The sequence below is a fragment of the Rhodococcus sp. C1 genome, from assembly GCF_020809065.1.
GTDB classification, from domain to species: Bacteria; Actinomycetota; Actinomycetes; order Mycobacteriales; family Mycobacteriaceae; genus Rhodococcus_F; species Rhodococcus_F qingshengii.
Window position 1 is genome coordinate 2,574,993 of the sequence record NZ_CP078080.1, and the last position, 23,549, is coordinate 2,598,541.

Consider the following 23,549-nt stretch of genomic DNA (forward strand, 5'->3'; position numbering starts at 1 on the left):
ATCGAATAGCACGAGGACCGCCGGGTTGGTTTCTCGATTCAGTCCGAAATATGAGACTCCGCATGTAGACGCAAGATGAAATCGGGGTAGTTTTCTCGAATGTTCTCCAAAGTGCTCGTCGCGAACCGCGGCGAAATTGCGATCCGTGCCTTCCGCGCCGCCTACGAACTAGGTGCCGGAACCGTCGCGGTGTTCCCGTACGAGGATCGGAATTCGATCCACCGTCTCAAGGCAGACGAGAGCTACCAGATCGGGGAGAAGGGTCACCCCGTTCGCGCTTATCTCTCGGTCGAGGAAATCGTCGCCGCCGCCAAGAGCGCCGGAGCCGACGCCATCTACCCCGGTTACGGCTTCCTCTCCGAGAACCCGGACTTGTCGGCGGCGTGTGCCGAGGCAGGCATCAAGTTCGTCGGCCCGTCCGCCGAGATCCTCGAGTTGACCGGAAACAAGGCTCGGGCCATCGCAGCGGCAAAGGCCGCCGGTCTCCCGGTGCTCGCGTCTTCGGAGCCGTCAGCGGACATCGACGAGTTGCTCGCAGCCGCCGAGGACATGACCTTCCCGCTCTTCGTCAAGGCTGTCGCAGGCGGCGGTGGGCGCGGAATGCGCCGCGTTGCGGAGCGCTCACAGCTCAAGGAATCGATCGAAGCCGCAGCACGCGAAGCGGAATCGGCCTTCGGCGATTCGACGGTCTTCCTCGAGCAGGCCGTCATCGACCCCCGGCACATCGAAGTGCAGATCCTCGCTGACGAGCAGGGCAACGTCATCCACCTCTTCGAGCGTGACTGCTCGCTGCAACGTCGCCACCAGAAGGTGATCGAGCTCGCTCCGGCGCCCAATCTCTCGGAAGAGTTGCGCGCCAAGATCTGTGCCGACGCCGTCGCCTTCGCGAAGGAGATCGGATACACGTGCGCGGGCACCGTCGAGTTCCTTCTCGACAAGCGCGGCAACCACGTCTTCATCGAGATGAACCCGCGAATTCAGGTCGAGCACACCGTCACCGAAGAAGTGACGGACGTGGACCTGGTCCAGTCGCAGCTCAAGATCGCGTCCGGTTCGACGCTTGCAGAACTTGGTCTGTCACAGGAGACGATCAAGCTTCGCGGCGCGGCGCTGCAGTGCCGCATCACGACCGAGGATCCGGCAAACGGATTCCGCCCGGACACCGGCCGTATCACCGCGTACCGCACCCCGGGCGGAGCCGGTATCCGCTTGGACGGTGGCGCCACACTCGGCGCCGAGGTCGGAGCGTACTTCGATTCCATGCTGGTCAAACTCACTTGTCGCGGTCGCGACCTCGAAGCCGCTGTGGCGCGAGCTCGCCGCGCGGTCACCGAGTTCCGCATTCGTGGTGTCTCGACCAACATTCCGTTCCTGCAGGCGGTTCTCGACGACCCGGACTTCCGGGCCGGACGTGTGACGACCTCCTTCATCGAGGAACGTCCTCAGTTGCTGACTCTGCGTTCTTCGGCAGACCGCGGCACGAAGATCCTGACCTACCTCGCGGATGTGACGGTCAACAAGCCTCACGGTGAGCGGCCCTCGGCGGTGTACCCGCAGGACAAGCTGCCCAAGATCGATCTTTCGACGCCTCCTCCTGCCGGTAGCCGTCAGCGCCTGCTCGAACTCGGACCCGAAGGTTTCGCGAAGGCACTGCGTGAGCAGAAGGCCGTCGGCGTCACCGACACCACCTTCCGTGACGCGCACCAGTCGTTGTTGGCCACGCGAGTTCGAACCAGCGGACTGCTCGGAGTTGCCGGGCACGTTGCGCGGTTGACGCCGGAACTGCTCTCGATCGAAGCCTGGGGCGGCGCGACCTACGATGTGGGACTTCGCTTCCTGCACGAGGATCCGTGGTACCGGCTTGCCGCACTGCGTGAGGCGATTCCCAACATCTGCCTCCAGATGCTTCTTCGCGGTCGAAACACGGTGGGCTACACGCCGTATCCCGAAAAGGTCACGCGCGCATTCGTTCAGGAAGCCACCGACACCGGCATCGACATCTTCCGAATCTTCGACGCGCTCAACAACGTCGACCAGATGCGCCCTGCCATCGACGCGGTGCGTGAGACCGGAACGGCTCTCGCCGAGGTGGCGTTGAGCTACACCGGCGATCTGTCGGATCCGAACGAAACGCTGTACACGCTCGACTACTACCTGAAGTTGGCAGAAGAGATCGCCGATGCGGGCGCTCATGTGCTCGCGATCAAGGACATGGCGGGCCTGCTGCGCGCTCCGGCGGCCACCAAGCTCGTGACGGCGCTACGCAGCAACTTCGATCTTCCGGTTCACGTCCACACGCATGACACCCCCGGTGGACAGTTGGCCACGTATTTCGCCGCGTGGCAGGCGGGCGCCGACGCAGTCGACGGTGCTTCGGCGGCACTGGCCGGAACCACCAGTCAGCCTGCGCTCTCGGCCATCGTTGCCGCCGCTGCGCACTCCGAGTTCGACACCGGACTGAACCTGCAGAACGTGTGCGACCTCGAACCGTACTGGGAGGCGCTGCGAAAGGTGTACGCGCCGTTCGAATCCGGACTGCCGGCGCCGACGGGACGTGTGTACACGCACGAGATTCCGGGCGGCCAGCTCTCCAATCTCCGGACCCAGGCCGTTGCTCTCGGTCTCGGCGACCGGTTCGAAGAGGTCGAAGCCAAGTACGCCGACGCGGACCGCATGCTCGGGCATCTCGTGAAGGTGACGCCGTCGTCGAAGGTCGTCGGCGACCTCGCCCTCCACCTTGTCGGCGCCGGCGTGCCTTCGGAGGAGTTTGCCGCAGATCCGGCGAAGTTCGACATTCCCGACTCCGTGGTGGGCTTCCTGCGCGGTGAACTCGGTACGCCTCCCGGTGGTTGGCCGGAACCGTTCCGCAGCAAGGCACTCGAAGGACGTGGCCAGGCCAAGCCCGAAGCGACGTTGTCCGCTGAGGACGAGGTGCTGCTCGAGGGCTCGTCGAAGGACCGTCAGGCGACGCTGAATCGTCTGCTGTTCCCCGGCCCGACAAAGGAATTCCTCGAACACCGCGAGAAGTACGGTGACACGTCGCGGCTTTCGGCGAACCAGTTCTTCTACGGTTTGCGGCGCGGCGACGAACACCGCGTCGAGTTGGCTCCCGGCGTTGAGCTGATCATCGGTCTCGAAGCGATCTCCGAGCCCGACGAGCGCGGCTACCGCACTGTCATGTGCATCCTGAACGGCCAATTGCGCCCGGTCTCGATCCGCGATCGCTCCATTGCCAGTGACGTACCGGTGGCGGAGAAGGCCGACAAGAACAACCCGGGCCACGTGGCGGCACCGTTCGCGGGCGTCGTGACGCTCGCGGTGAAGGAAGGCCAGAAGATCGAGGCCGGCGACACCGTGGCCACGATCGAAGCAATGAAGATGGAAGCGGCGATCACCTCGCCGCGCGCCGGCGTCGTCTCTCGGATCGCGATCAGCGCCGTCCAACAGGTCGAGGGTGGAGACCTGCTGGTAGTCGTCTCGACGGGGGAGAGCGCCGCAGAGTGACACGCATCATCTCGGGACTCGCGGGCGGTCGACGCCTGCGAGTCCCGCCGAGCGGCACCCGTCCGACGTCGGATCGGGTTCGTGAGGCGCTGTTCAGTGCTCTCGAAGCGCGCATCGATCTCGAAGGGTGCGTGGTTCTCGACCTCTTTGCGGGTTCGGGTGCTCTCGGCCTCGAGGCGCTCTCGCGGGGAGCCGAGCACGTTGTTCTCGTGGAATCGGATGCCAAGGCTGCTGCCGTCATCAAGGCGAACATCGGCACTGTCGCGTTGCCTGGGGCGACGGTTCGCGCCGCTCCGGTTGCGGCCGTGGTCTCGGGTCCGAGCGCGCGTGAATACGACATCGTGATCGCGGACCCACCGTATGCGGTAACCGACGAGGCCGTCGTGTCCATGCTCACCGATCTGCAGGCCAACAAATGGGTGGGGGAGGGCACGATCGTGGTACTCGAACGATCGTCGCGCTCGCCGGAGACCGTGTGGCCTCAGGGCTACGAGCCGATCAAGGCCAAGAACTACGGTGAAGCCCGCATCGAGCTGGCCACCTGCTACGGTCTGGACTCATGACTGGCGCCGTCTGCCCCGGATCCTTCGACCCTGTGACCAACGGTCACCTCGACGTAATCGGAAGAGTTGCTGCGCAATTCGACGAGGTCGTGGTCACCGTGCTGATCAACAAGAGCAAGCGTGGCATGTTCACGATCGACGAGCGGATCGAGATGCTCGAAGACGCGACGAGTCACCTGCCCAACGTTCGCGTCACGTCGTGGCACGGATTGTTGGTCGACTACGCGAAACAAGAAGGCCTCAGCGCGATCGTCAAGGGTCTGCGCGGCGCGAACGACTTCGATTACGAGCTGCAGATGGCTCAGATGAATCAGAAGCTCACGGGCGTCGACACACTGTTCGTCGCCACGAATCCGACGTACAGCTACCTGTCGAGTTCTCTGGTGAAGGAAGTCGCGACTTTCGGCGGCGACGTCTCCGACATGTTGCCGGCCAAAGTGCATTCTCGGCTACTCGCACGTATCGCCGAGCGAGCAGCCGAAAACAGCTGATCCCCGACACACCGACCACGACGACACCCCGTTGGCCGTTCTTCCGGCAAACTTGGACAGGAACGGGCACAGGTCCGAGTGGACCGGTGACGATGTGGGCCGATTTCGGCCGGTAGAGATTGGGGTTGCTTGTGTACCGCGTATTCGAGGCACTGGACGAACTGGTCGCAATTGTCGAAGAGGCGCGCGGTGTTCCCATGACCGCAGGGTGTGTTGTGCCTCGCGGTGACGTACTCGAGCTACTCGACGACGTCCGGGACGCAATTCCGAGCGAGCTGGACGACGCTCAGGACGTCCTCGATCATCGCGACAAATTGGTCGGTGACGCGCGAGCAAACGCCGAGAAGACGGTCAGCAGCGCCAATGCCGAGGCAACCTCGACTGTGGAGAACGCACGCGACGACGCCGACCGGATTCTGTCCGATGCCAAGGCTCAGGCCGATCGCATGGTTGCCGAAGCGCGTGCGCACGCCGATCAGTTGGTCGAGGACGCCGAAGCAGAAGCGGAACGGACCGTCACCGACGGCCGTCGTGAGTACGAGGCCGTCACCGGACGGGCGCGTGCCGAGGCCGATCGGATGATCGAGTCCGGCCAGGCCTCGTACGAACATTCGGTGGCGGAGGGAACGGCGGAGCAGGCTCGTCTGGTGTCGCAGACCGAGGTTGTCCAGTCAGCTCACGCGGAATCCGCGCGAGTGATCGACGCCGCTCATGCCGAGTCCGACAGGATGCGTTCGGAGTGTGACCTGTACGTGGACACCAAGTTGGCCGAGTTCGAAGAGTTCCTCACCGGAACGGTTCGATCGGTCGGGCGTGGTCGTCAACAGCTTCGAACGGGTTCGGGGGTTCCCGACTACCAGGACGACGATCGTCGTTCCGAGCGGCGCCGATAGAGCAGACAAGTCAGTCGAGGGTGGGTCGTCCGATATGGGGCGGCCCACTTTTTCGTGGATCGAATTGGGATTTGCCTTGTAGCTGCCGTATTGTGGAGTGGTTGCCCATACCAGTTTCAACAGTTAGGTGAGTTCTCTTTGTCAACGCATCGTCGTAGTTCGTCGCATCAGTCAAGTGATGCGGGATTTTTGCTGGACACGGTCAAGCTCGGTCGTCGTCCAGGGTCGATGCGTACCGTCGAGAGAACAATTCAGTCCCCGAACCGTATCGGTCTCGATCTGATCGCGATCGAAGCGGGCGCGGACATAGATCTCGATCTTCGTCTCGAAGCAGTGTCCGAAGGCGTTCTCGTCACCGGAAACGTGCACGCACCCACCAAGGGTGAATGCTCGCGGTGCCTTGAACCTTTCACCGACACCGTGGACATCTATCTCACGGAGTTGTTCGCTTACCCGGACAGCACCACCGAGGAGACGACGGAAGAGGGAGAGGTCTACGCGGTCGAAGACGACGAAATCGACCTCGAACCGGTCATCGTCGATGCAGTCGGGCTGGCGCTTCCGCTCCAGCCTCTGTGCAGTGACGATTGCCTGGGATTGTGCTCAGAATGTGGCATTCGCCTGGCGATTGCGGAATCTGGGCATGGGCATGACATACTTGATCCTCGCTGGGCTGGTCTCGCGGCCAAATTTGGCGTGGAATCAAACACCAGCGAAAATCTTGTGATCACCGAAGCCGAGGAGAAGTAGAAGTGGCTGTCCCCAAGCGCAAAATGTCGCGATCCAACACGCGGTCGCGTCGTAGCCAGTGGAAGACCACTGTGCCCACCCTCGTTACCTGCCCCAACCGTGGCTGTGGCGAGCAGACCCTTCCCCACATCGCATGCCCGTCATGCGGTACTTACAAGGGCCGCCAGGTAACCGCTGCTGTCTAGTTCTCCCCGGAGAAAGACTATGACGAGCGAAAATACAGTTTCAGCCGCCGGCGGCGAGGGCAATCACGACAAGCTCCTCGCCGCTGTCGGCGTAGATATAGAGCCCGGTCTTCTGACCCTGGCTCTCACGCACCGCTCGTACGCGTACGAGAACGGCGGACTGCCCACGAACGAGCGCCTCGAGTTCCTCGGGGATTCCGTTCTCGGCGTCACGGTGACCGAAAATCTCTACCTGTCCCACCCGGACAAATCCGAAGGTGATCTGGCGAAGATCCGTGCCAGCGTGGTCAACATGCATGCACTCGCCGAGGTTGCCAGGACTCTGGGTGAAGGTGGACTCGGAGCACACCTGCTGCTGGGTAAGGGCGAGGAAATGACGGGCGGCCGTGACAAGCCGTCCATTCTCGCCGACGGTATGGAGTCGATTCTCGGCGCCATCCACCTGCAGCACGGCATCGAGACTGCGCGACGCGTCGTCCTCGATCTGTTCGACGATCTACTCACTCGCGCACCGCTTCTGGGCGCGGGTCTGGATTGGAAGACGAGTCTGCAGGAACTGACCGCAGAACACGGTGCCGGAGTTCCCGTTTACGAGATCACCGCCACCGGACCCGATCACGACAAGGAATTCACGGCCACCGTTCTCATCAGTGGCAAACCCTTGGGTGTCGGTGTCGGTCGTTCCAAGAAGGAAGCCGAGCAGAAGGCAGCAAGTTCGGCATGGAAGACGATGTCGGAGAATGCCGCTGCTACCGCAGTCGCTGCTGACGACACGCCTGATCTTGCCGGCTGAGTTCACTCTTGCCTGAGCTTCCCGAAGTCGAAGTCGTTCGCCGCGGCCTACAGTCCCATGCTGTAGGTGCGGCGATCGAGGCCGTCGAGGTACTCCATCCCCGCGCGATCAGGCGCCACATTCTCGGTTCCGAGGACTTGATCGGCCAACTCACCGGGCAGACCATCGCTTCGGCAGAGCGTCGCGGCAAGTACCTGTGGCTGGTTCTCGAGCCTGCCGGTGTCGGACTGGTGGTTCATCTCGGGATGAGCGGACAGATGCTGGTCCAACCCCCGACAGTCGACTGGGAAAAGCACCTACGCATTCGGTTGGCCCTCGATTCCGGGGCCGATCTTCGATTCGTCGATCAGCGGACCTTCGGTGGCTGGTCGATTTCACCCCTCGTCGAGGTCGACGGAACGATGCTGCCCGAGTCGGTGGCGCACATCGCTCGCGATCCCATGGATGCGGCGTTCGATCTCGAATCCGTCGTGAAAGTCCTGCGGGGCAAGCACACCGAGATCAAGCGCGCGATTCTCGACCAGACGGTGGTCTCCGGAATCGGAAACATCTACGCCGACGAATCATTGTGGCGCGCCAAGATTCACGGCAACCGTATCGCCGAAACGCTTACCAGGCCCAAACTTCGAGAACTGTTGACCGCGGCACACTCGGTGATGGGTGAAGCGCTCGATCAGGGCGGTACGTCCTTCGACGCGCTGTACGTGAACGTCAACGGGGAATCGGGCTACTTCGACCGGTCGCTGTCGGCGTACGGGCAGGAAAATCTCCCGTGTCCGCGATGCGGCGCGCCGATCAAGCGTGAGAAGTTCATGAATCGATCGTCGTTCAGTTGCCCGCGGTGCCAGCCGACCCCGAGGGCACGGCGAATCGCCTAGGTCTCCCGCTCCTTCGGTACGGCGGAGTGGCAAGATTGCGTCATGGCTGAACAGACTCCCGACACCACTGCAACCGCCCCGGCTCACACGGAGCTTTGGGTCGAACGAACCGGAACCCGCCTCTACACCGGCAAGAGTTCGCGCGGCGCAGAGGTTCTCATCGGCTCCGAATCGGTGCCAGGAGTCTTCACGCCCGGCGAACTCCTCAAAATTGCACTGGCCGCATGCACGGGGATGAGCTCCGACTTCCCGATCTCGCGCCGGCTCGGTGACAACTACGACGCGACGGTCCGAGTGTCCGGAGCCGCCGATCGTGAAAACGAAGTCTACCCGCAGCTCGACGAGGTCCTCGAGCTCGATCTCAGCGAGTTGGATGCCGAGGCACAGCAGCGCCTCATCACTCTCGTCGAGCGTTCCGTGGACAAGGTATGCACGGTCGGGCGCACCCTCAAGGCCGGAACCAAGGTCACTCTGTCGTTCGACACGGAAGCCTGATGTTCCGCGCCGGCAGCGTTGTCGCTGCGATCGCACTGGGTTCCGTTGTGGCGCTGAGTGCTCCGGCACAGGCCTCGGTCCCGGCCGACGGCTCGGCCGGTAGTTGCGGCACATGGACGTCGAGCGTCGTGACGACTGGTGCCGGACTGCTCGAGAACCTCGAATTCGACGGCAACGGATCGATGGTGTTGTCGCAGTCGGCTCTGATCGGGCCGGGTGCACTGCTGAAAGTGGCGCCGGACGGAACACGGACAACTTTGGTCGGTGACGTCACCGGACCTGGCGGTCTGGTCGCGCGTGAGGGATCCGTGTACTTCACCACGGGCAACTCGACTGTCTCGGGACTGTTCGGAATCGCCGACGGCAGCCTCCGCAAGGTCGACGTCGCAGACGGGTCGGTGACAACGATCGCCGACGGTCTGGTGATGCCGAACGGGCTTGTGCAGCTGGACGATAACCGTTTCCTCACTGTCCGCACACTCACCAGGCCGGGGCTCACGGTCGTCAACAGTGACGGAAGCAGTTCGATCGTTCGTGAAGACCTCGGCACCGTCGACGGCCTCGCACGCTCCGGTTCGACGATCTACGTGAGCACGACCTTCGACATGGTCACCGCCGTCCACATCCTCGACGCAAACGATCTGGGCGGGCCGGTGCGAACGATCACGCTCCCCGGGTTCGGTCCGGCAAACATGGCGGACGATCTGACCGTCGGACCGGACGGCGCGTTGTACGTCGCATTCAATGCAGGCGGCAAAGTTGTTCGCGTCGATCCGGATTCGGGATCTTCGTGTGAGATCGCCTCGGGTCTGCCGTTCACATCTGCGGTCAAGTTCGGCGCCGGACCGGGCTGGGATCCCAACGCGCTCTACACCACCGGATTCCTGGGTGACGTTCACCGTCTCGAACGTGTGGCGGGCTGAGCGTCATGGCTGAAGCAGCGCCTGTGCGGTTGACGGCGTGGGTTCACGGATACGTTCAAGGCGTCGGGTTCCGGTGGTGGACCAGGGCCCGCGCACTCGAACTCGGATTGATCGGATATGCGTCCAATCAGCGTGACGGTCGAGTGCTCGTCGTGGCGGAGGGCGAACGCACGCAGCTCGAGCGATTGGTGGAGCTGCTGCGCTCGGGTACTACCCCAGGCTCGGTGGATCTCGTGGTCGACAGCTGGGACACCGCAAGGGGCGACCTGACAGGGTTCGTCGAACGCTGACCGGTTTGGCGGTAAAGTTTCCCCCCATGCACCTCAAGAGTCTGACACTCAAGGGATTCAAATCCTTTGCGTCGGCAACGACTCTTCGGTTCGAGCCGGGAATTACCTGTGTGGTCGGCCCGAACGGCTCGGGTAAATCCAACGTCGTCGATGCGTTGACCTGGGTGATGGGCGAGCAGGGCGCCAAGGCCCTGCGCGGCGGCAAGATGGAAGATGTCATCTTTGCCGGCACCTCCGGCCGCGCGCCGCTGGGCCGCGCCGAGGTGACCTTGACCCTCGACAACGCCGACGGGGCGCTCCCGATCGAGTACTCCGAGGTGTCGATCACGCGCCGCATGTTCCGCGACGGCGCGGGGGAGTACGAGATCAACGGCTCGTCCTGCCGTCTGATGGACGTCCAGGAACTGCTCAGCGACTCCGGCATCGGCCGCGAAATGCATGTCATCGTCGGGCAGGGACGGCTCGCCGCGATCCTCGAATCCCGTCCCGAAGATCGACGCGCCTTCATCGAAGAAGCCGCGGGAGTCCTCAAACATCGCCGCCGCAAGGAAAAAGCGGTGCGCAAACTCGATTCCATGCAGGCCAATCTCGCTCGCCTCAGTGACCTCACCGCGGAACTGCGTCGGCAACTCAAACCGCTGGGACGCCAAGCCGAGGTTGCTCGGCGAGCACAGACGGTCCAGGCTGACCTGCGTGATGCAAAGATGCGTCTGGCCGCTGACGATCTGGTGACCCGTCGAAACCAGTTGAACGACCAGGCGCAGGACGAGAAAGCGGCCCGTGAACAGCACAACCAGGTGGCGGCTGCGCTCGACGAGGCCAACCTCGAACTCGGGCGCCAGGAGCAAGCTCTCGCTCGTCTGACTCCGGGATCGGAAGCGGCTGCACAGAGTTGGTTCCAGCTTTCCGCGCTTGCCGAACGCGTGAACGCCACTGTGCGCATCGCCCGCGAGCGTGCGCGTCATCTCGACTCCGAACCCGTCGGCAACCGCGGCCAGGACCCGGACGAGATGGAGGCGCGCGCCGAACGTCTTGCTGCCGAGGAGGCCGAACTCCTCGAAGGCGTCGAAATCGCGCGAGCGGCGTCGGAAGCTGCTCGGGACCAGCTCGCAGCCACCGAAGATGCTGCAGCAGAAGCGGAACGGGCGCACATGGCGGAAGTTCGTGCCGTCGCCGACCGCCGTGAAGGTCTTGCTCGACTCTCCGGTCAGGTCGACACTCTGCGTACCCGCGTCGAATCCGTCGACGCGGAAGTGTCTCGGCTGACCGAGGCGATCGACGAGGCTCGTCTGCGTGGCGATGCCGCACAGGCCGAGTTCGACACGGTGCAAGAAAGCATCGGGGACCTCGACGCCGGTGAAGTCGGCCTCGATACCAATCACGAACGCGCCATCGAGGCTCTCGAGATGATCGACGCGCGCGTCGAAGAGCTTCGTGAGGAAGAAAAAACGAGCGGGCAACGCATCGCTTCGCTCCGGGCGCGCATCGAGGCACTGTCGATGGGTTTGCAGCGCAAGGACGGTGGCGGCTGGCTGCTCGAACACCGCGGCGACGACGGCATCACCTCGCTGGTCGGATTGATTCACGTCGAACCCGGCTACGAGGCCGCGATCGCTGCCGCGATGGGGCCGGCGGCGGACGCCGTCGTGGCGCAGTCGCTGGACTCTGCTCGTTCCGCTGTCACAGCACTGGCCGATCAGGACGGTGGACGTGCATCACTGATCGTGAGCGGTGAACCGGCGATCAAGCGCGAGGCCGAGATCGCGCCGGGTAGTCGTCCGGCCGTCGACGTCATCGACTGCCCTGACGAGTTGCGTGCCGGATTGACCGCCATCCTCGATGGCGTCGTCCTGGTCGAGACTCTCGATGACGCGATTCGAGTTGTTGCTGACCACAAGGGAATTCGCGCAGTGACGCGTTCTGGCGATCTGCACGGTTCGGGGTGGATGATCGGTGGCTCGGATCGGCAACCGAGCACGCTCGAGGTGCAGGCGGCGATCGACGCGTCAGCAGCGGAACTGGCGGCAACGGAGAGCCGATCCGAGGAACTCGACGCGGCGCTGTCCGGCGCTCTGGCCGAACAGGCCGCTCGACGCGAGACCGCGGAGCAAACTTTGGCCGCGCTCAACGAGTCGGACGCTGCCATGTCCGCCATCTACGAGCAGTTGGGCAGATTGGGGCAGGCAGCACGAGTCGCCCACGCGGAATCCGAGCGGTTGACCGCCCAGCGAGTGCGTGCCGAGGAGGGCCGCGGTGAGTCGCTGACAAAGCTCGCGGATCTGGAGGAACGTCTGCGCGTCGCCGAAACCGACGGCAGTGCACCGGGACACGGTGCGGAATCGACCGCTGCCGATCGCGAAATGGCCGCAGCAGCGCTCGCCGAAGTGCGCATCGTCGAAATGGATGCTCGCCTTGCCGTGCGCACCGCCGAAGAGCGTGCGGAATCCGTACGCGGAAAGGCTGATTCGCTTCGCCGCGCCGCGGCCGCCGAACGAGAAGCGCGGATCCGCGCCGAACGGGCTCTGCGCGCCAGGGCGCACGCTGCGGAGGTCGCAGCTGCCGTGGCCGAATCGGGACAGCGTGTGGCGGCCGAACTCGAGACCGTCGTCGCCGCGGCTCTTGCTCACCGTGACGAGTTGGCTCGGGCCCGCACCGAGTGCACGGCCAAGCTGGATCAGGTCCGCGAGATAGTCCGAGCACTGACTGGACAACTCGCTTCGCTCACCGACGCCGTCCACCGCGACGAGGTAGCGAAGGCACAGGCAGCGCTGCGCATCGAACAACTCGAGGAGTCGATCCTCGATCAGTACGGTATCGGCCTCGACGATCTGATCGCCGAGTACGGGCCCGAGGTCGAACTGCCGCCGACCGCTCTCGAAATCGAGGAGTACGAGCAGGCCAAGGAGCGTGGGGAGCAGGTCACCGCCCCCGCTCCGCTTCCGTACGACCGCGCGACTCAGGAACGGCGCGCCAAGCGGGCCGAGAAGGACCTCGCCACCCTCGGCAAGGTCAATCCGCTGGCGCTCGAGGAATTCGCAGCTCTCGAGGAGCGGTACACCTTCCTCTCCACTCAGCTCGAGGACGTCAAGACCGCACGCAAGGACCTTCTTGCTGTGGTCGCAGACGTCGACGCACGAATTCTGCAGGTGTTCACCGAGGCCTATGCCGACGTCGAGCGTGAGTTCGTGGGAGTGTTCGAGAAATTGTTTCCCGGGGGAGAAGGGCGGCTGGTCCTCACCGATCCCTCGGACATGCTCACCACCGGCATCGAAGTCGAGGCGCGTCCGCCCGGTAAGAAGGTCAAACGGTTGTCGTTGCTGTCGGGCGGCGAGAAGTCGTTGACCGCGGTGGCCATGCTGGTCGCGATCTTCCGGGCACGCCCGTCCCCGTTCTACGTGATGGACGAAGTCGAGGCGGCGTTGGACGACACCAACCTGCGGCGGCTGATCGGACTCTTCGAACAATTGCGGGAGAAGTCGCAGTTGATCGTGATCACTCACCAGAAACCGACGATGGAAATCGCCGATGCGTTGTACGGCGTCAGCATGCGCGGCGACGGCATCACCACCGTGATTTCGCAGCGACTTCGCGGTCAAGACATGGCCTCGACGTAAGCCCTGCTCACTTTCCGGGTCGGAGCCTGAAACAATGGGCCGGTGACTACCCAGGCTTGGATCATCATCGCGGCTGTAGCGGCCGTACTACTCGTCGTTCTCGTTGCCGGATTCCTGCGCTACCGCAAGGGGCAGGTATCGCTGAAGGCGCCCGAGACGAAGCCGGAGCTCGGCGCCCCCGAGAAGGACAAGTCAGGCGGCTACAAGGCCGGTGGCGGGTTCAACTTCAGTCAGGGGTCGACGGCAACGGCGCCACCTCCGGTGGTTCCGACACCGCCGGTCGCCGAGAAGCCGCCCGTCGTCGAAGAACCTGTCGTCGAAAAACCGATCGTCGAAGAACCGGTTGCGGAGAAGCCGGCCGTTGTCGAGGAGCCGGTTGTCGAAGAACCCGCTGTTGTCGAGGAACCGGTTGTCGAAGAGCCGGTAATCGAAAAGCCGGTCGTAGAAGAACCAGCGGTAGCAGAACCTGTTGTCGAAGAACCTGTCGTTCCCGAACCTGTCGTTCCCGAACCTGTCGTCGTTCCCGAACCCGTCGAGCCTGCACCGCGCGTGCTGGACGAGATCGACCCGACCGAGGGTCGGTTGGACCGACTGCGCGGGCGCCTTTCCCGCTCGCAGTCAGCAGTCGGCAAGAGCTTGCTGGGTCTGCTCGGTGGCGGCGATCTGGACGAGGACTCGTGGGAAGAAGTCGAGGACACCCTCCTCATCGCGGACCTCGGCTCCGCGACCACGGAAAAAGTCGTCACGAAGCTTCGTGAGCAGATGGCGGCCCGCAGCGTCCGGACCGAGGCTGCCGCCCGCGCCCTTCTGCGCGAGGTGTTGATCGCCGAACTGCGTCCCGAACTGGACCGCTCCATCCGCGCATTGCCGCACGATGATCACCCGGCTGTTCTGCTCGTCGTCGGCGTCAACGGGACCGGCAAGACAACCACCACCGGCAAGCTGGCTCGCGTGCTCGTCGCCGACGGTCGTCGCGTCGTGCTCGGTGCCGCGGACACGTTCCGCGCCGCCGCCGCCGATCAGCTCCAGACGTGGGCCGAGCGTGTCGGCGCTGAAGTTGTTCGTGGCAAGGAGGGTGGCGATCCCGCTGCGATTGCCTTCGACGCGGTCTCACGGGGCATCGCGGACGGCGTCGACGTGGTCCTGATCGACACCGCCGGCCGTCTGCACACCAAGACCGGTCTGATGGACGAGCTCGGCAAGGTCAAGCGGGTTATCGAGAAGAAGGCCTCGGTCGACGACGTTCTGCTGGTTCTCGATGCGACGGTCGGCCAGAACGGATTGGCGCAGGCTCGAGTGTTCGCGGAGGTCGTGGACATCACCGGCGTCGTACTGACCAAGCTGGACGGAACCGCCAAGGGCGGAATCGTCTTCCAGGTTCAGCATGAACTGGGTGTGCCGGTGAAGTTGGTCGGCCTCGGTGAAGGTGCCGACGACCTGGCGCCGTTCGAGCCGGGTGCGTTCGTCGACGCCCTCCTGGGCTGACGCCCCCGTGCGCCTTTTTGGTAGCGCGAACTACCGAAAAGGCGCACAGGGTTGGTAGAACCCCCTGGCGAAACCTGTTTGCAACAAAGTTGGGCAATTGGTTCACGTCTGCGAAACGCGACAGCGCCATGGACGAAACACCAGCCCAGCACTCTTCTCCTTAACGACGTGCTGCCCGGCACGTGCGACTAGGAGGTAGTAAGTGAGTACCGACGATTTGTTGGCGAACTCCGGTAACGCCGCATGGATGCTGATGGCTGCATCTCTGGTCTTGCTGATGACACCCGGCCTCGCTTTCTTCTACGGCGGGATGTCTCGGTCCAAGTCCGTCCTGAACATGATGATGATGTCCTTCGGGGCCATGGCCGTCATCGGCGTCATCTACGTTCTGTGGGGATGGTCGATGTCCTACGGCTCTGAGAACATCGGGGGCATTTTTGCCAACCCGTTCGAGTTCTTCGGCCTCAAGAACAGCATCACCGATGCTGACGGCAACTTCATCGCCGGCGCCTGGGGCTACCCCAACGTCATCGACATCGCGTTCCAGGTGACATTCGCGATCATCACCACCGCCCTCATCAGTGGTGCCCTGGCCGAGCGGGTCAAGTTCGGCACCTGGCTCCTGTTCTCGGGTATCTGGGTCACCGTCGTCTACTTCCCGCTCGCACACATGGTGTGGGGTGGCGGACTCCTCTCGGGTTCCGAGGACGGCATCGCGGCAAAGCTCTTCGGCACCACGGTCAACGACGACGGAGTCACCGTCGCCAACGTCGCTCCGATCGACTTCGCCGGTGGCACAGTCGTTCACATCAACGCGGGTATGGCCGGTCTGGTCCTCGCACTCATCGTCGGCAAGCGTCTCGGCTTCGGCAAGACCGCCTTCCGTCCGCACAACCTGCCCTTCGTGATGCTCGGCGCCGCACTCCTCTGGTTCGGTTGGTTCGGCTTCAACGCCGGCTCGGCATTCGCCGCCGACGGTAACGCCGGTCTCGCCTGGGTCAACACGACCACCGCGACGTGTGCCGCAGTCCTGGCCTGGCTCGCTACCGAGCGTATTCGTGACGGCCACGCCACCAGCCTCGGCGCAGCTTCCGGTGCGGTCGCCGGTCTGGTCGCCATCACCCCTGCTGCCGGTGCGCTCAACCCGGTCGGTTCCATCTTCCTCGGCGCAGTAGCCGGCATCCTGTCCGCTCTCGCAGTCGGCCTGAAGTTCCGCTTCGGCTTCGACGACTCGCTCGACGTCGTCGGTGTTCACCTTGTCTCCGGCCTGTGGGGCACGATCGGTATCGGATTCTTCGGCACCGCAACCGGCCTCTTCTACGGCGGCGACTACAAGCAACTGGTGGTTCAGATCGTGATCGCACTCGCAGCACTCGTCTTCACCGGCGTTCTGACGACGATCATCGGCTTCGCACTCAAGCCCCTGGGCTGGCGAATCTCGGCCGAGGACGAGGCACGCGGCATCGATGAGACCGAACACGCAGAGACCGCATACGACCTCGCGTGATCAGCACGTGATTAAAGTGAATTCAGGCACTTCAGAGTTTGGAAAGGGATGAGCACATGAAGCTGATCACAGCAATCGTCAAGCCGTTCACGCTCGAGGACGTCAAGACCGGACTCGAGCAGGCCGGAGTGCTGGGTATGACAGTCAGCGAAGTTCAGGGCTACGGCCGACAGAAGGGCCACACCGAGGTGTACCGAGGCGCGGAGTACTCCGTGGACTTCGTACCCAAGGTCCGGGTCGAGGTCGTCGTCGACGACGCGGCCGTTGACAAGGTGGTCGAGGTGATCGTCGAGGCCGCTCGAACCGGCAAGATCGGTGACGGCAAGGTGTGGGTCTCGCCAGTCGAGTCGGTCATCCGGGTTCGCACCGGGGAACGCGGTGGCGATGCACTCTGACCCGAAAGGGTCCGAGAACTTCGGCCCTGGTTCCGTCGCGAAAGCGACGGGGCCAGGGCCGGTCTCGTCAGGGGGATCCGACGAAGCTGCGGACCTGGCCCGCGCACGCAAGGCCCTACTCACCGGAGGCGTCAAGAACAGGAGGCTCGACGCCCCCGCGCTGCGACATGCACTGGTCGATCTGCACGAATTCTGGTTGACCACCAAGGGGACCGAACTGGGCATCAAACCGGATTGTGGGTTTGCCATCGTCGCCGTGGGTGGTCTCGGCCGACGCGAACTGCTGCCGTATTCCGATCTCGATCTGATTCTGCTGCATGACGACATGGACCCGGCGGTCGTGGCCCAGGTCGCGGACAGCCTGTGGTACCCGCTGTGGGACGCGCACATCAAACTCGACCACAGCGTGCGGACGCTTCCGCAGGCGCTTCAGGTTGCGGCCACCGACATGACGGCGGCACTCGGAATGCTCGAAGCACGCCACATTGCCGGCGATGTGGAGCTGAGCAACCTGCTGATCAGTGGTGTCCGTCGACAGTGGCGCATGGACATCCGCAGCCGATTCGACGAATTGATCACCCAGACCCGTACGAGGTGGGAGCGCAGCGGCGAGATCGCCCATCGCGCCGAACCGGATCTCAAGAGCGGTCGTGGCGGGCTGCGAGACGTCCAACTGCTCAACGCCCTGTCCATCGCGCAATTGACCGACGGGATGCCGGGGCTGGGACCCAACTCGCCCGGCGGCGGTCTGGCACTTGCGCACAGGCGGTTGCTCGACGTGCGCACCGAACTTCACCGCGTTGCCGGTCGCGCCCGCGACCAACTGCGAGCACAGGACGCCGACGAGATCGGTGCGGCGCTACGGATCGGTGATCGCTTCGATCTGGCCCGCCTTCTCAGCGAATCGGCGCGCACCATCAGCTATTCGGTCGACGTCGGTATCCGTACCGCCGGAAACTCCTTGCCCCGGCGTGGTTTGTCGCGGCTGCGTCGCGCGCCGGTGCGACGGCCACTGGACGAGGGTGTCGTCGAGCATGCCGGCGAAGTAGTTCTGGCGCGCGATGCGAGACCGAAGAAGGATCCCGGTCTGGTGATGCGGGTCGCGGCAGCGGCGGCCACCAACGGCATGCCGATCTCCGCGTCGACGCTCAATCGCTTGGCAGACAATGCCCCCGAATTGCGTGAGCCGTGGCCGAAAAATGCAGTCAACGATCTCTTGGTCGTGCTGGGTTCCGGATCGCGTGCGGTTCCGGTGATCGAGGCGATGGACCGGACCGGGCTCTGGGGTCGACTCCTGCCGGAGTGGGGGACCATTCGCGATCTTCCGCCGCGCGACGCCGTCCACACGTGGACGGTGGATCGGCACCTGGTCGAAACCGCCGCGTATGCAAGCGGATTCACCACTCGCGTCGCTCGGCCGGATCTGCTCATGCTCGGTGCGTTGATCCACGACATCGGGAAGGGGCGAGGGGGAGACCACAGCGTCGTCGGTGCCGAATTGGCCACCGCGATCGGAAATCGCTTGGGACTCTGGCCTTCCGACGTCGCGACGTTGACGGCGATGGTGCGCTACCACTTGCTGTTGCCGGAAACCGCCACCCGTCGCGACCTCGACGATCCGGCAACGGTGCAGCGAGTGGTCGACGCACTCGAGGGAGACGGGACCCTTCTCGATCTCCTGCATTCGTTGGCGGAAGCGGATTCGCTGGCCACCGGGCCTGGTGTCTGGGGCGACTGGAAGTCGTCGTTGATCGGCGAGCTGGTGCGTCGTTGTCGTTTGCTGATGGCAGGGGAGGAGCTCCCGCAACCCGATCCACTCGCTCCCGAGCAATTGGCCATCGCCGAGGAGGGCGGGGTTCACGTCTCGCTCGTTCCGGCCGAGAATGCGCACACCTACGTCGTGACCGTCATCGCGCCCGACGCTCCCGGGCTGCTGTCTCGGGCTGCCGGAGTTCTGGCGCTGCAGTCCTTGCGGGTGCATTCCGCATCGCTGGGGTCGCATGCAGGTTCGGCGGTCAACTCGTTTGTCGTGACGCCGAGGTTCGGCACACCCCCGCAGGCGGTGCTGCTCCGGCAGGAATTGATCCGGGCTTCGGCCGGTGAACTGAATTTGCTCGAACTTCTCGACGCGAAGGACGAGGAGGCACGGGCAGAGCAGTGGGACGACCCGATCCAGACCAACAAGGATTCCGCGGTTCCGGTGCTCTATGCGCAGGCGCCACCGCGGGTCATCTGGTTCGACGCGCCCGGTGACGGTCAGGCGATCCTCGAATTGCGTACCGAGGACCGCGTCGGCCTGCTCTGCCGACTGGCCGCAGCACTCGAACACAGTGGAGCCGACATCCGGTGGGCGAAGGTCGCCACCTTGGGTTCCTCGGTGGTCGACGCGTTCTGCCTCGACTTCGGTGAGGCCGATACCCGCGCGGCGCGAGAGCGCGTCGAGGAGGCGGTGCTGGCGGTGGTTCCGGTGCCACAACCCAAGAAGAAAGAGGATTGACGGACCGGTTTCGGCAGTTACGCCCGCATCGGCTGGGATCGGTGCGGGCGTAGCGGCTAGGCTGGTGCCCGAGAATATCCACGGCTAACTCGCACGACCTTCAGGAGCGCACTCGGTGTTCGAATCCCTTTCCGACAGATTGACCGGATCTCTCAAGGATCTGCGTGGCAAGGGTCGTCTGTCCGGCGCCGACATCGACGCTACGGCCCGCGAGATCCGCCTTGCCCTGCTCGAGGCCGACGTAGCGCTTCCCGTAGTGCGCAGCTTCATCGCCAAGATCAAGGAACGCGCCAAGGGCGCCGAGGTCTCGGGTGCACTGAACCCGGCTCAGCAGGTCGTCAAGATCGTCAACGAAGAGCTTGTCGAGGTTCTCGGCGGCGAAACTCGTCGACTGCAGTTCGCCAAGACTCCGCCGACGGTCATCATGTTGGCCGGTCTGCAGGGTTCCGGTAAGACCACGCTGGCCGGAAAGTTGGCCAAGTGGCTCAAGGATCAGGGGCACACGCCCCTCCTCGTCGCCTGTGACCTTCAGCGTCCCGGCGCCGTCACTCAGCTTCAGATCGTCGGTGAGCGTGCAGGCGCCGCAGTCTTCGCGCCGCATCCCGGTACCTCCATCGGCGGCGGCGAGAACGCACTGGGCGTGTCCGCAGCCGACCCCGTCGAGGTCGCCCGCGCCGGCGTCGAAGAAGCACGCAACAAGCATTACGACGTCGTGATCGTCGACACCGCCGGTCGCCTCGGTATCGACTCGGAGCTGATGGCGCAGGCCGCCGGTATCCGTGACGCCGTCAACCCGGACGAGACCATCTTCGTCCTCGACGCCATGATCGGTCAGGACGCGGTCAGCACGGCCGACGCGTTCCGTGAGGGAGTCGGCATCACCGGTGTCGTCCTCACCAAGCTCGACGGCGACGCCCGCGGTGGTGCCGCGCTGAGCGTCCGCGAGGTCACCGGCCAGCCGATCCTCTTCGCCTCCACCGGCGAGAAGCTCGAAGACTTCGACGTCTTCCATCCCGATCGCATGGCCAGCCGGATCCTCGGTATGGGCGATGTCCTGAGCCTCATCGAGCAGGCCGAGCAGGTTTTCGACGCCGATCAGGCCGAAGCGACCGCAGCGAAGATCGGCTCCGGTCAGCTCACCCTCGAAGACTTCCTCGATCAGATGATGGCCGTCCGCAAGATGGGCCCGATCGGCAACCTCCTCGGTATGTTGCCGGGTGCCGGCGGCATGAAGGACGCGCTGGCCAACGTCGACGAGAAGCAACTCGACCGCATTCAGGCCATCATCCGCGGTATGACGCCGGCCGAGCGCGACGATCCGAAGATCATCAACGCCTCACGCAGACTGCGCATCGCGAACGGTTCGGGCGTCAAGGTTTCCGACGTCAACCAGTTGGTGGACCGTTTCTTCGAAGCCCGCAAGATGATGGCTGCCATGGCCGGCCGTATGGGTATGCCCGGCGCGCGTAAGCAGGTTCGCAGCAAGAAGGGCAAGAAGGGCAAGAAGGGCGGCAAGGGCCCGACGCAGCCCAAGATGCGCGGAGGATTCCCCGGCATGGGCGGATTCCCGGGTATGCCCGGCGGAATGCCGGCTGGCATGCCCGACCTGTCGAACATGCCCAAGGGTCTCGATCAATTGCCGCCCGGACTGGAAGGCATCGATCTCTCTCAGCTCAAGCTGCCCAAGAAGTAGTCGGTGGCTGCGCTTCATCTGCGGGGTATCGGTCTGCCCGATGCCGAGCCGATCGAATTGTGGATCGTCGACGGGCTGATTTCCTTCGAGCCGGTGTCCGGTGCGGAGACGATCGTCGAATCGGGTTGGATCACACCGGGTCTCGTGGATGCGCACTGTCACGTCGGTATCCGCTACGGCGGTGGCGGGGGCGAAACCGTCGACGGCTTGCTGGGGCAGGCGAAGACCGAACGTGACGCGGGCGTGCTGTTGCTTCGTGACGCCGGATCGCCGGTCGACACCAGGTTCATCGACGAGCGCCTCGATCTGCCGCGGATCATTCGCGCAGGCCAGCACATCGCAGCACCGAAGCGGTACATCCCGGGCCTGCCGGTCGACCTGGACGACGAATCTCAGTTGCCGGCCGAGGTGGTGCGTCAGGCACGCGCCGGTGACGGTTGGGTCAAGCTCGTCGGGGACTGGATCGATCGTTCCATCGGTGACCTCGCCCCGTTGTGGAGCGACGAGATTCTGGTCGAGGCCATCGCTGCCGCCCATGCCGAAGGCGCAAGGGTCACCGCTCACGTCTTTGCCGAGGATGCTCTGCCCGGCCTGATCAACGCCGGCATCGACTGCATCGAGCACGGCACCGGATTGACGGACGCGACCATCGAGTTGATGGTCGCTCACGGCACGGCCTTGGTTCCGACGCTGATCAACATCGCAACTTTCCCCGAGATCGCGGACTCTGCCACGCGGTATCCGATCTACGCGGCGCACATGCGGGATCTGCACGCTCGTCGACATCGGACGATCGGTGCCGCTCACGAGGCCGGGATTCCGATCTATGCCGGAACGGATGCCGGCGGATCGATCAGGCACGGGCGGATCGCCGACGAGATCGCCGAACTCGAAGTTGCCGGTTTGACGGCGCATCAGGCGCTGGGCGCAGCCTGCTGGGACGCGCGGAGTTGGCTGGGTGCGCAGGGGATCGAAGAAGGAGCGCCCGCCGACCTGGTGGTTTATTCCGAAGATCCGCGCGGAAACCCCGATGTGCTCGCGAAGCCGATGCGTGTGATCCTCCGCGGAACCCCCGTGAGTGGTTAGGGAGTCCCCGCACTCTCGAAGCGCGCACAGGGTGGTTTCCGAACGAGCCCACCCATCTGGCACAATGGACCATTGTTCGTCGCAACCGGTTACGTACCGCTGCGACGGTCACAGGATAGAGGCAAAACCGGGCTCACAAATCGTGTGGGTCGCTGAATTGCACGTGACATGCGCAGCACTGTTGTGCGCGCTGAAGGAGAACTGCAGCTGTGGCTGTCAAAATCAAGCTCACCCGCCTCGGCAAGATCCGCAACGCTCAGTACCGCGTTGTCATCGCCGACTCGCGCACCCGTCGTGACGGCCGTGCGATCGAGACCATCGGCAAGTACCACCCCAAGGAAGAGCCCTCGCTGATCGACATCGATTCCGAGCGCGCTCAGTACTGGCTGTCCGTGGGCGCACAGCCCACCGAGCCCGTCGAGGCACTCCTCAAGATCACCGGTGACTGGCAGAAGTTCAAGGGCCTGCCGGGCACCGAAGGCACCCTGCGCGTCAAGGAAGCCAAGCCCACCAAGCTCGAGCTCTTCCAGGCTGCGCTCGCGCAGGCCGAGAACGAGCCGGTTGCAGAAGCAATCACCCCCAAGAAGAAGAAGGCTGCAAAGGCTGACGAGGCCAAGGCAGAAGACACCGCGGCTGACGCCGAGGCTCCCGCTGCAGACGCCGAGGCTGCTGACAAGTGAGTGCCGTCGTCGCTGATGCGGTAGAGCATCTCGTGCGGGGCATCGTCGCCAATCCCGACGATGTGCGCGTCGAGCTGATCACCGGACGTCGGGGACGGACCGTCGAGGTGCACGTGCACCCAGACGATCTCGGCAAGGTCATCGGTCGGGGTGGTCGCACTGCGACCGCTCTGCGGACCTTGGTCTCCGGCATCGGTGGCCGCGGTATCCGTGTTGATGTCGTCGACACCGATCAGTAGACGGCAGTAAACAGGTGGAACTCGTAGTCGGTCGTGTCGCGAAGTCGCATGGCATCAAAGGTGAATTGGTAGTCGAGGTTCGTACAGACGAGCCCGAGGATCGTTTTGCCGTAGGTTCCGTGCTGCGTGGGCGCAAGCCGCGCGAGTCCACACTGAAGTCGTACACAGTGGAAGCCGCCCGGGATCATTCCGGGCGGCTTCTGCTGCGCCTCGAAGGCGTCAGTGACCGTGGCGACGCAGATGCGTTGCGCGGCACACTGTTTGTCATCGACAGTTCCGAACTCGAGCCTTCGGATGATCCGGACGAGTTCTACGATCACGAACTCGAAGGACTGAAGGTCGTCCTCACGGACGGTGCCGAGGTCGGTTCGGTCATCGAGGTATTGCATTCCGCCGCAGGCGAATTGCTTTCGATTCGCCGTACCGGTGAGGCATCCGGCGAATTGCTGATCCCGTTTGTCGCCGCCATCGTCACCTCGGTGTCGATCGCCGACGGTGTCGTGGTGATCGAGCCTCCCGAGGGACTGCTCGACCCGGACTTCGGCGACAAGTCGAACAGCGACAATTCGAACGCCGACAGCGACTGAT

At 64.0% G+C, this 23,549-nt stretch carries 21 protein-coding genes; all 21 read left to right on the top strand.

The features are described 5' to 3' along the window. The first annotated feature begins 99 nt into the window (after positions 1 to 99). The 21 genes from KTR60_RS11885 (at position 100) to rimM (ending at position 23,548) form a co-directional block, all read left to right on the top strand. A complete protein-coding gene (locus tag KTR60_RS11885; RefSeq protein ID WP_228402169.1) occupies positions 100 to 3,504 on the top strand; it encodes a pyruvate carboxylase in 3,405 nt (1,134 codons plus the stop codon). Further along, positions 3,501 to 4,067 (top strand): 16S rRNA (guanine(966)-N(2))-methyltransferase RsmD, encoded by a 567-nt coding sequence (gene rsmD / locus KTR60_RS11890; protein ID WP_228402170.1) that lies wholly within the window; start codon positions 3,501 to 3,503, stop codon positions 4,065 to 4,067. Before KTR60_RS11885 ends, rsmD begins: the two co-directional genes overlap by 4 nt. Further along, positions 4,064 to 4,558, top strand: a complete 495-nt coding sequence (gene coaD, locus KTR60_RS11895) for a pantetheine-phosphate adenylyltransferase (protein ID WP_003942776.1) — start codon at positions 4,064 to 4,066, stop codon at positions 4,556 to 4,558. The genes rsmD and coaD overlap by 4 nt, the downstream gene beginning before the upstream one ends. Before the next feature lie 131 nt (positions 4,559 to 4,689). Continuing rightward, entirely contained in the window at positions 4,690 to 5,451 is a 762-nt protein-coding gene (locus KTR60_RS11900) for a DivIVA domain-containing protein (RefSeq protein ID WP_003942696.1), read from the top strand. A 189-nt stretch (positions 5,452 to 5,640) separates the two neighbouring features. Further along, entirely contained in the window at positions 5,641 to 6,201 is a 561-nt protein-coding gene (locus KTR60_RS11905; protein WP_007729319.1) for a YceD family protein, read from the top strand. Between the two features lie 2 nt (positions 6,202 to 6,203). Beyond that, a complete protein-coding gene (rpmF, locus tag KTR60_RS11910) occupies positions 6,204 to 6,386 on the top strand; it encodes a 50S ribosomal protein L32 (RefSeq protein WP_007729318.1) in 183 nt (60 codons plus the stop codon). A gap of 19 nt (positions 6,387 to 6,405) precedes the next feature. Next, entirely contained in the window at positions 6,406 to 7,179 is a 774-nt protein-coding gene (rnc, locus tag KTR60_RS11915; protein ID WP_003942759.1) for a ribonuclease III, read from the top strand. 8 nt (positions 7,180 to 7,187) lie between these two features. Then, positions 7,188 to 8,057 carry a bifunctional DNA-formamidopyrimidine glycosylase/DNA-(apurinic or apyrimidinic site) lyase gene (gene mutM, locus KTR60_RS11920; RefSeq protein ID WP_003942752.1) on the top strand — a complete coding sequence of 290 codons (870 nt, stop codon included), beginning with the start codon at positions 7,188 to 7,190 and terminating at the stop codon, positions 8,055 to 8,057. Between the two features lie 42 nt (positions 8,058 to 8,099). Then, positions 8,100 to 8,552, top strand: coding sequence for an OsmC family protein (locus KTR60_RS11925; RefSeq protein ID WP_003942740.1), 453 nt, complete (start codon positions 8,100 to 8,102; stop codon positions 8,550 to 8,552). Continuing rightward, entirely contained in the window at positions 8,552 to 9,475 is a 924-nt protein-coding gene (locus KTR60_RS11930; RefSeq protein WP_228402171.1) for an SMP-30/gluconolactonase/LRE family protein, read from the top strand. Before KTR60_RS11925 ends, KTR60_RS11930 begins: the two co-directional genes overlap by 1 nt. Positions 9,476 to 9,480: 5 nt before the next feature. After that, a complete protein-coding gene (locus KTR60_RS11935) occupies positions 9,481 to 9,765 on the top strand; it encodes an acylphosphatase (RefSeq protein ID WP_037130369.1) in 285 nt (94 codons plus the stop codon). A 26-nt stretch (positions 9,766 to 9,791) separates the two neighbouring features. Further along, positions 9,792 to 13,379: a chromosome segregation protein SMC gene (gene smc, locus KTR60_RS11940; protein WP_228402172.1), complete on the top strand. Its 3,588-nt coding sequence runs from the start codon at positions 9,792 to 9,794 to the stop codon at positions 13,377 to 13,379. 42 nt (positions 13,380 to 13,421) lie between these two features. Then, positions 13,422 to 14,864, top strand: coding sequence for a signal recognition particle-docking protein FtsY (gene ftsY, locus KTR60_RS11945; protein ID WP_228402173.1), 1,443 nt, complete (start codon positions 13,422 to 13,424; stop codon positions 14,862 to 14,864). Positions 14,865 to 15,111: 247 nt separating this feature from the next. Beyond that, positions 15,112 to 16,371, top strand: a complete 1,260-nt coding sequence (locus KTR60_RS11950; protein ID WP_051649690.1) for an ammonium transporter — start codon at positions 15,112 to 15,114, stop codon at positions 16,369 to 16,371. Between the two features lie 56 nt (positions 16,372 to 16,427). Further along, positions 16,428 to 16,766 carry a P-II family nitrogen regulator gene (locus tag KTR60_RS11955; RefSeq protein ID WP_003942772.1) on the top strand — a complete coding sequence of 113 codons (339 nt, stop codon included), beginning with the start codon at positions 16,428 to 16,430 and terminating at the stop codon, positions 16,764 to 16,766. After that, a complete protein-coding gene (locus tag KTR60_RS11960; protein WP_003942689.1) occupies positions 16,756 to 19,263 on the top strand; it encodes a [protein-PII] uridylyltransferase in 2,508 nt (835 codons plus the stop codon). The genes KTR60_RS11955 and KTR60_RS11960 overlap by 11 nt, the downstream gene beginning before the upstream one ends. 115 nt (positions 19,264 to 19,378) lie before the next feature. After that, positions 19,379 to 20,956 (top strand): signal recognition particle protein, encoded by a 1,578-nt coding sequence (gene ffh / locus KTR60_RS11965; RefSeq protein ID WP_003942713.1) that lies wholly within the window; start codon positions 19,379 to 19,381, stop codon positions 20,954 to 20,956. A 3-nt stretch (positions 20,957 to 20,959) separates the two neighbouring features. Beyond that, entirely contained in the window at positions 20,960 to 22,042 is a 1,083-nt protein-coding gene (locus KTR60_RS11970) for an amidohydrolase family protein (protein WP_050656640.1), read from the top strand. Positions 22,043 to 22,251: 209 nt separating this feature from the next. Then, on the top strand, positions 22,252 to 22,722 hold the full coding sequence (gene rpsP / locus KTR60_RS11975) for a 30S ribosomal protein S16 (protein ID WP_003942818.1): 471 nt from the start codon (positions 22,252 to 22,254) through the stop codon (positions 22,720 to 22,722). Then, positions 22,719 to 22,961 carry an RNA-binding protein gene (locus KTR60_RS11980; protein WP_003939023.1) on the top strand — a complete coding sequence of 81 codons (243 nt, stop codon included), beginning with the start codon at positions 22,719 to 22,721 and terminating at the stop codon, positions 22,959 to 22,961. Before rpsP ends, KTR60_RS11980 begins: the two co-directional genes overlap by 4 nt. A gap of 14 nt (positions 22,962 to 22,975) precedes the next feature. Continuing rightward, positions 22,976 to 23,548 carry a ribosome maturation factor RimM gene (gene rimM / locus KTR60_RS11985; RefSeq protein ID WP_054802159.1) on the top strand — a complete coding sequence of 191 codons (573 nt, stop codon included), beginning with the start codon at positions 22,976 to 22,978 and terminating at the stop codon, positions 23,546 to 23,548. The last annotated feature ends 1 nt before the right edge of the window (position 23,549 follow it).

What these genes read in the sequence shown, in the direction of transcription:
- KTR60_RS11885 (WP_228402169.1), top strand. Translation starts at nt 100, where the DNA reads ATGTTCTCCAAAGTGCTCGTCGCGAACCGCGGCGAAATTGCGATCCGT.
- coaD (WP_003942776.1), top strand. Translation starts at nt 4,064, where the DNA reads ATGACTGGCGCCGTCTGCCCCGGATCCTTCGACCCTGTGACCAACGGT.
- rnc (WP_003942759.1), top strand. Translation starts at nt 6,406, where the DNA reads ATGACGAGCGAAAATACAGTTTCAGCCGCCGGCGGCGAGGGCAATCAC.
- KTR60_RS11925 (WP_003942740.1), top strand. Translation starts at nt 8,100, where the DNA reads ATGGCTGAACAGACTCCCGACACCACTGCAACCGCCCCGGCTCACACG.
- KTR60_RS11930 (WP_228402171.1), top strand. Translation starts at nt 8,552, where the DNA reads ATGTTCCGCGCCGGCAGCGTTGTCGCTGCGATCGCACTGGGTTCCGTT.
- KTR60_RS11935 (WP_037130369.1), top strand. Translation starts at nt 9,481, where the DNA reads ATGGCTGAAGCAGCGCCTGTGCGGTTGACGGCGTGGGTTCACGGATAC.
- smc (WP_228402172.1), top strand. Translation starts at nt 9,792, where the DNA reads ATGCACCTCAAGAGTCTGACACTCAAGGGATTCAAATCCTTTGCGTCG.
- KTR60_RS11950 (WP_051649690.1), top strand. Translation starts at nt 15,112, where the DNA reads ATGCTGATGGCTGCATCTCTGGTCTTGCTGATGACACCCGGCCTCGCT.
- KTR60_RS11955 (WP_003942772.1), top strand. Translation starts at nt 16,428, where the DNA reads ATGAAGCTGATCACAGCAATCGTCAAGCCGTTCACGCTCGAGGACGTC.
- KTR60_RS11960 (WP_003942689.1), top strand. Translation starts at nt 16,756, where the DNA reads ATGCACTCTGACCCGAAAGGGTCCGAGAACTTCGGCCCTGGTTCCGTC.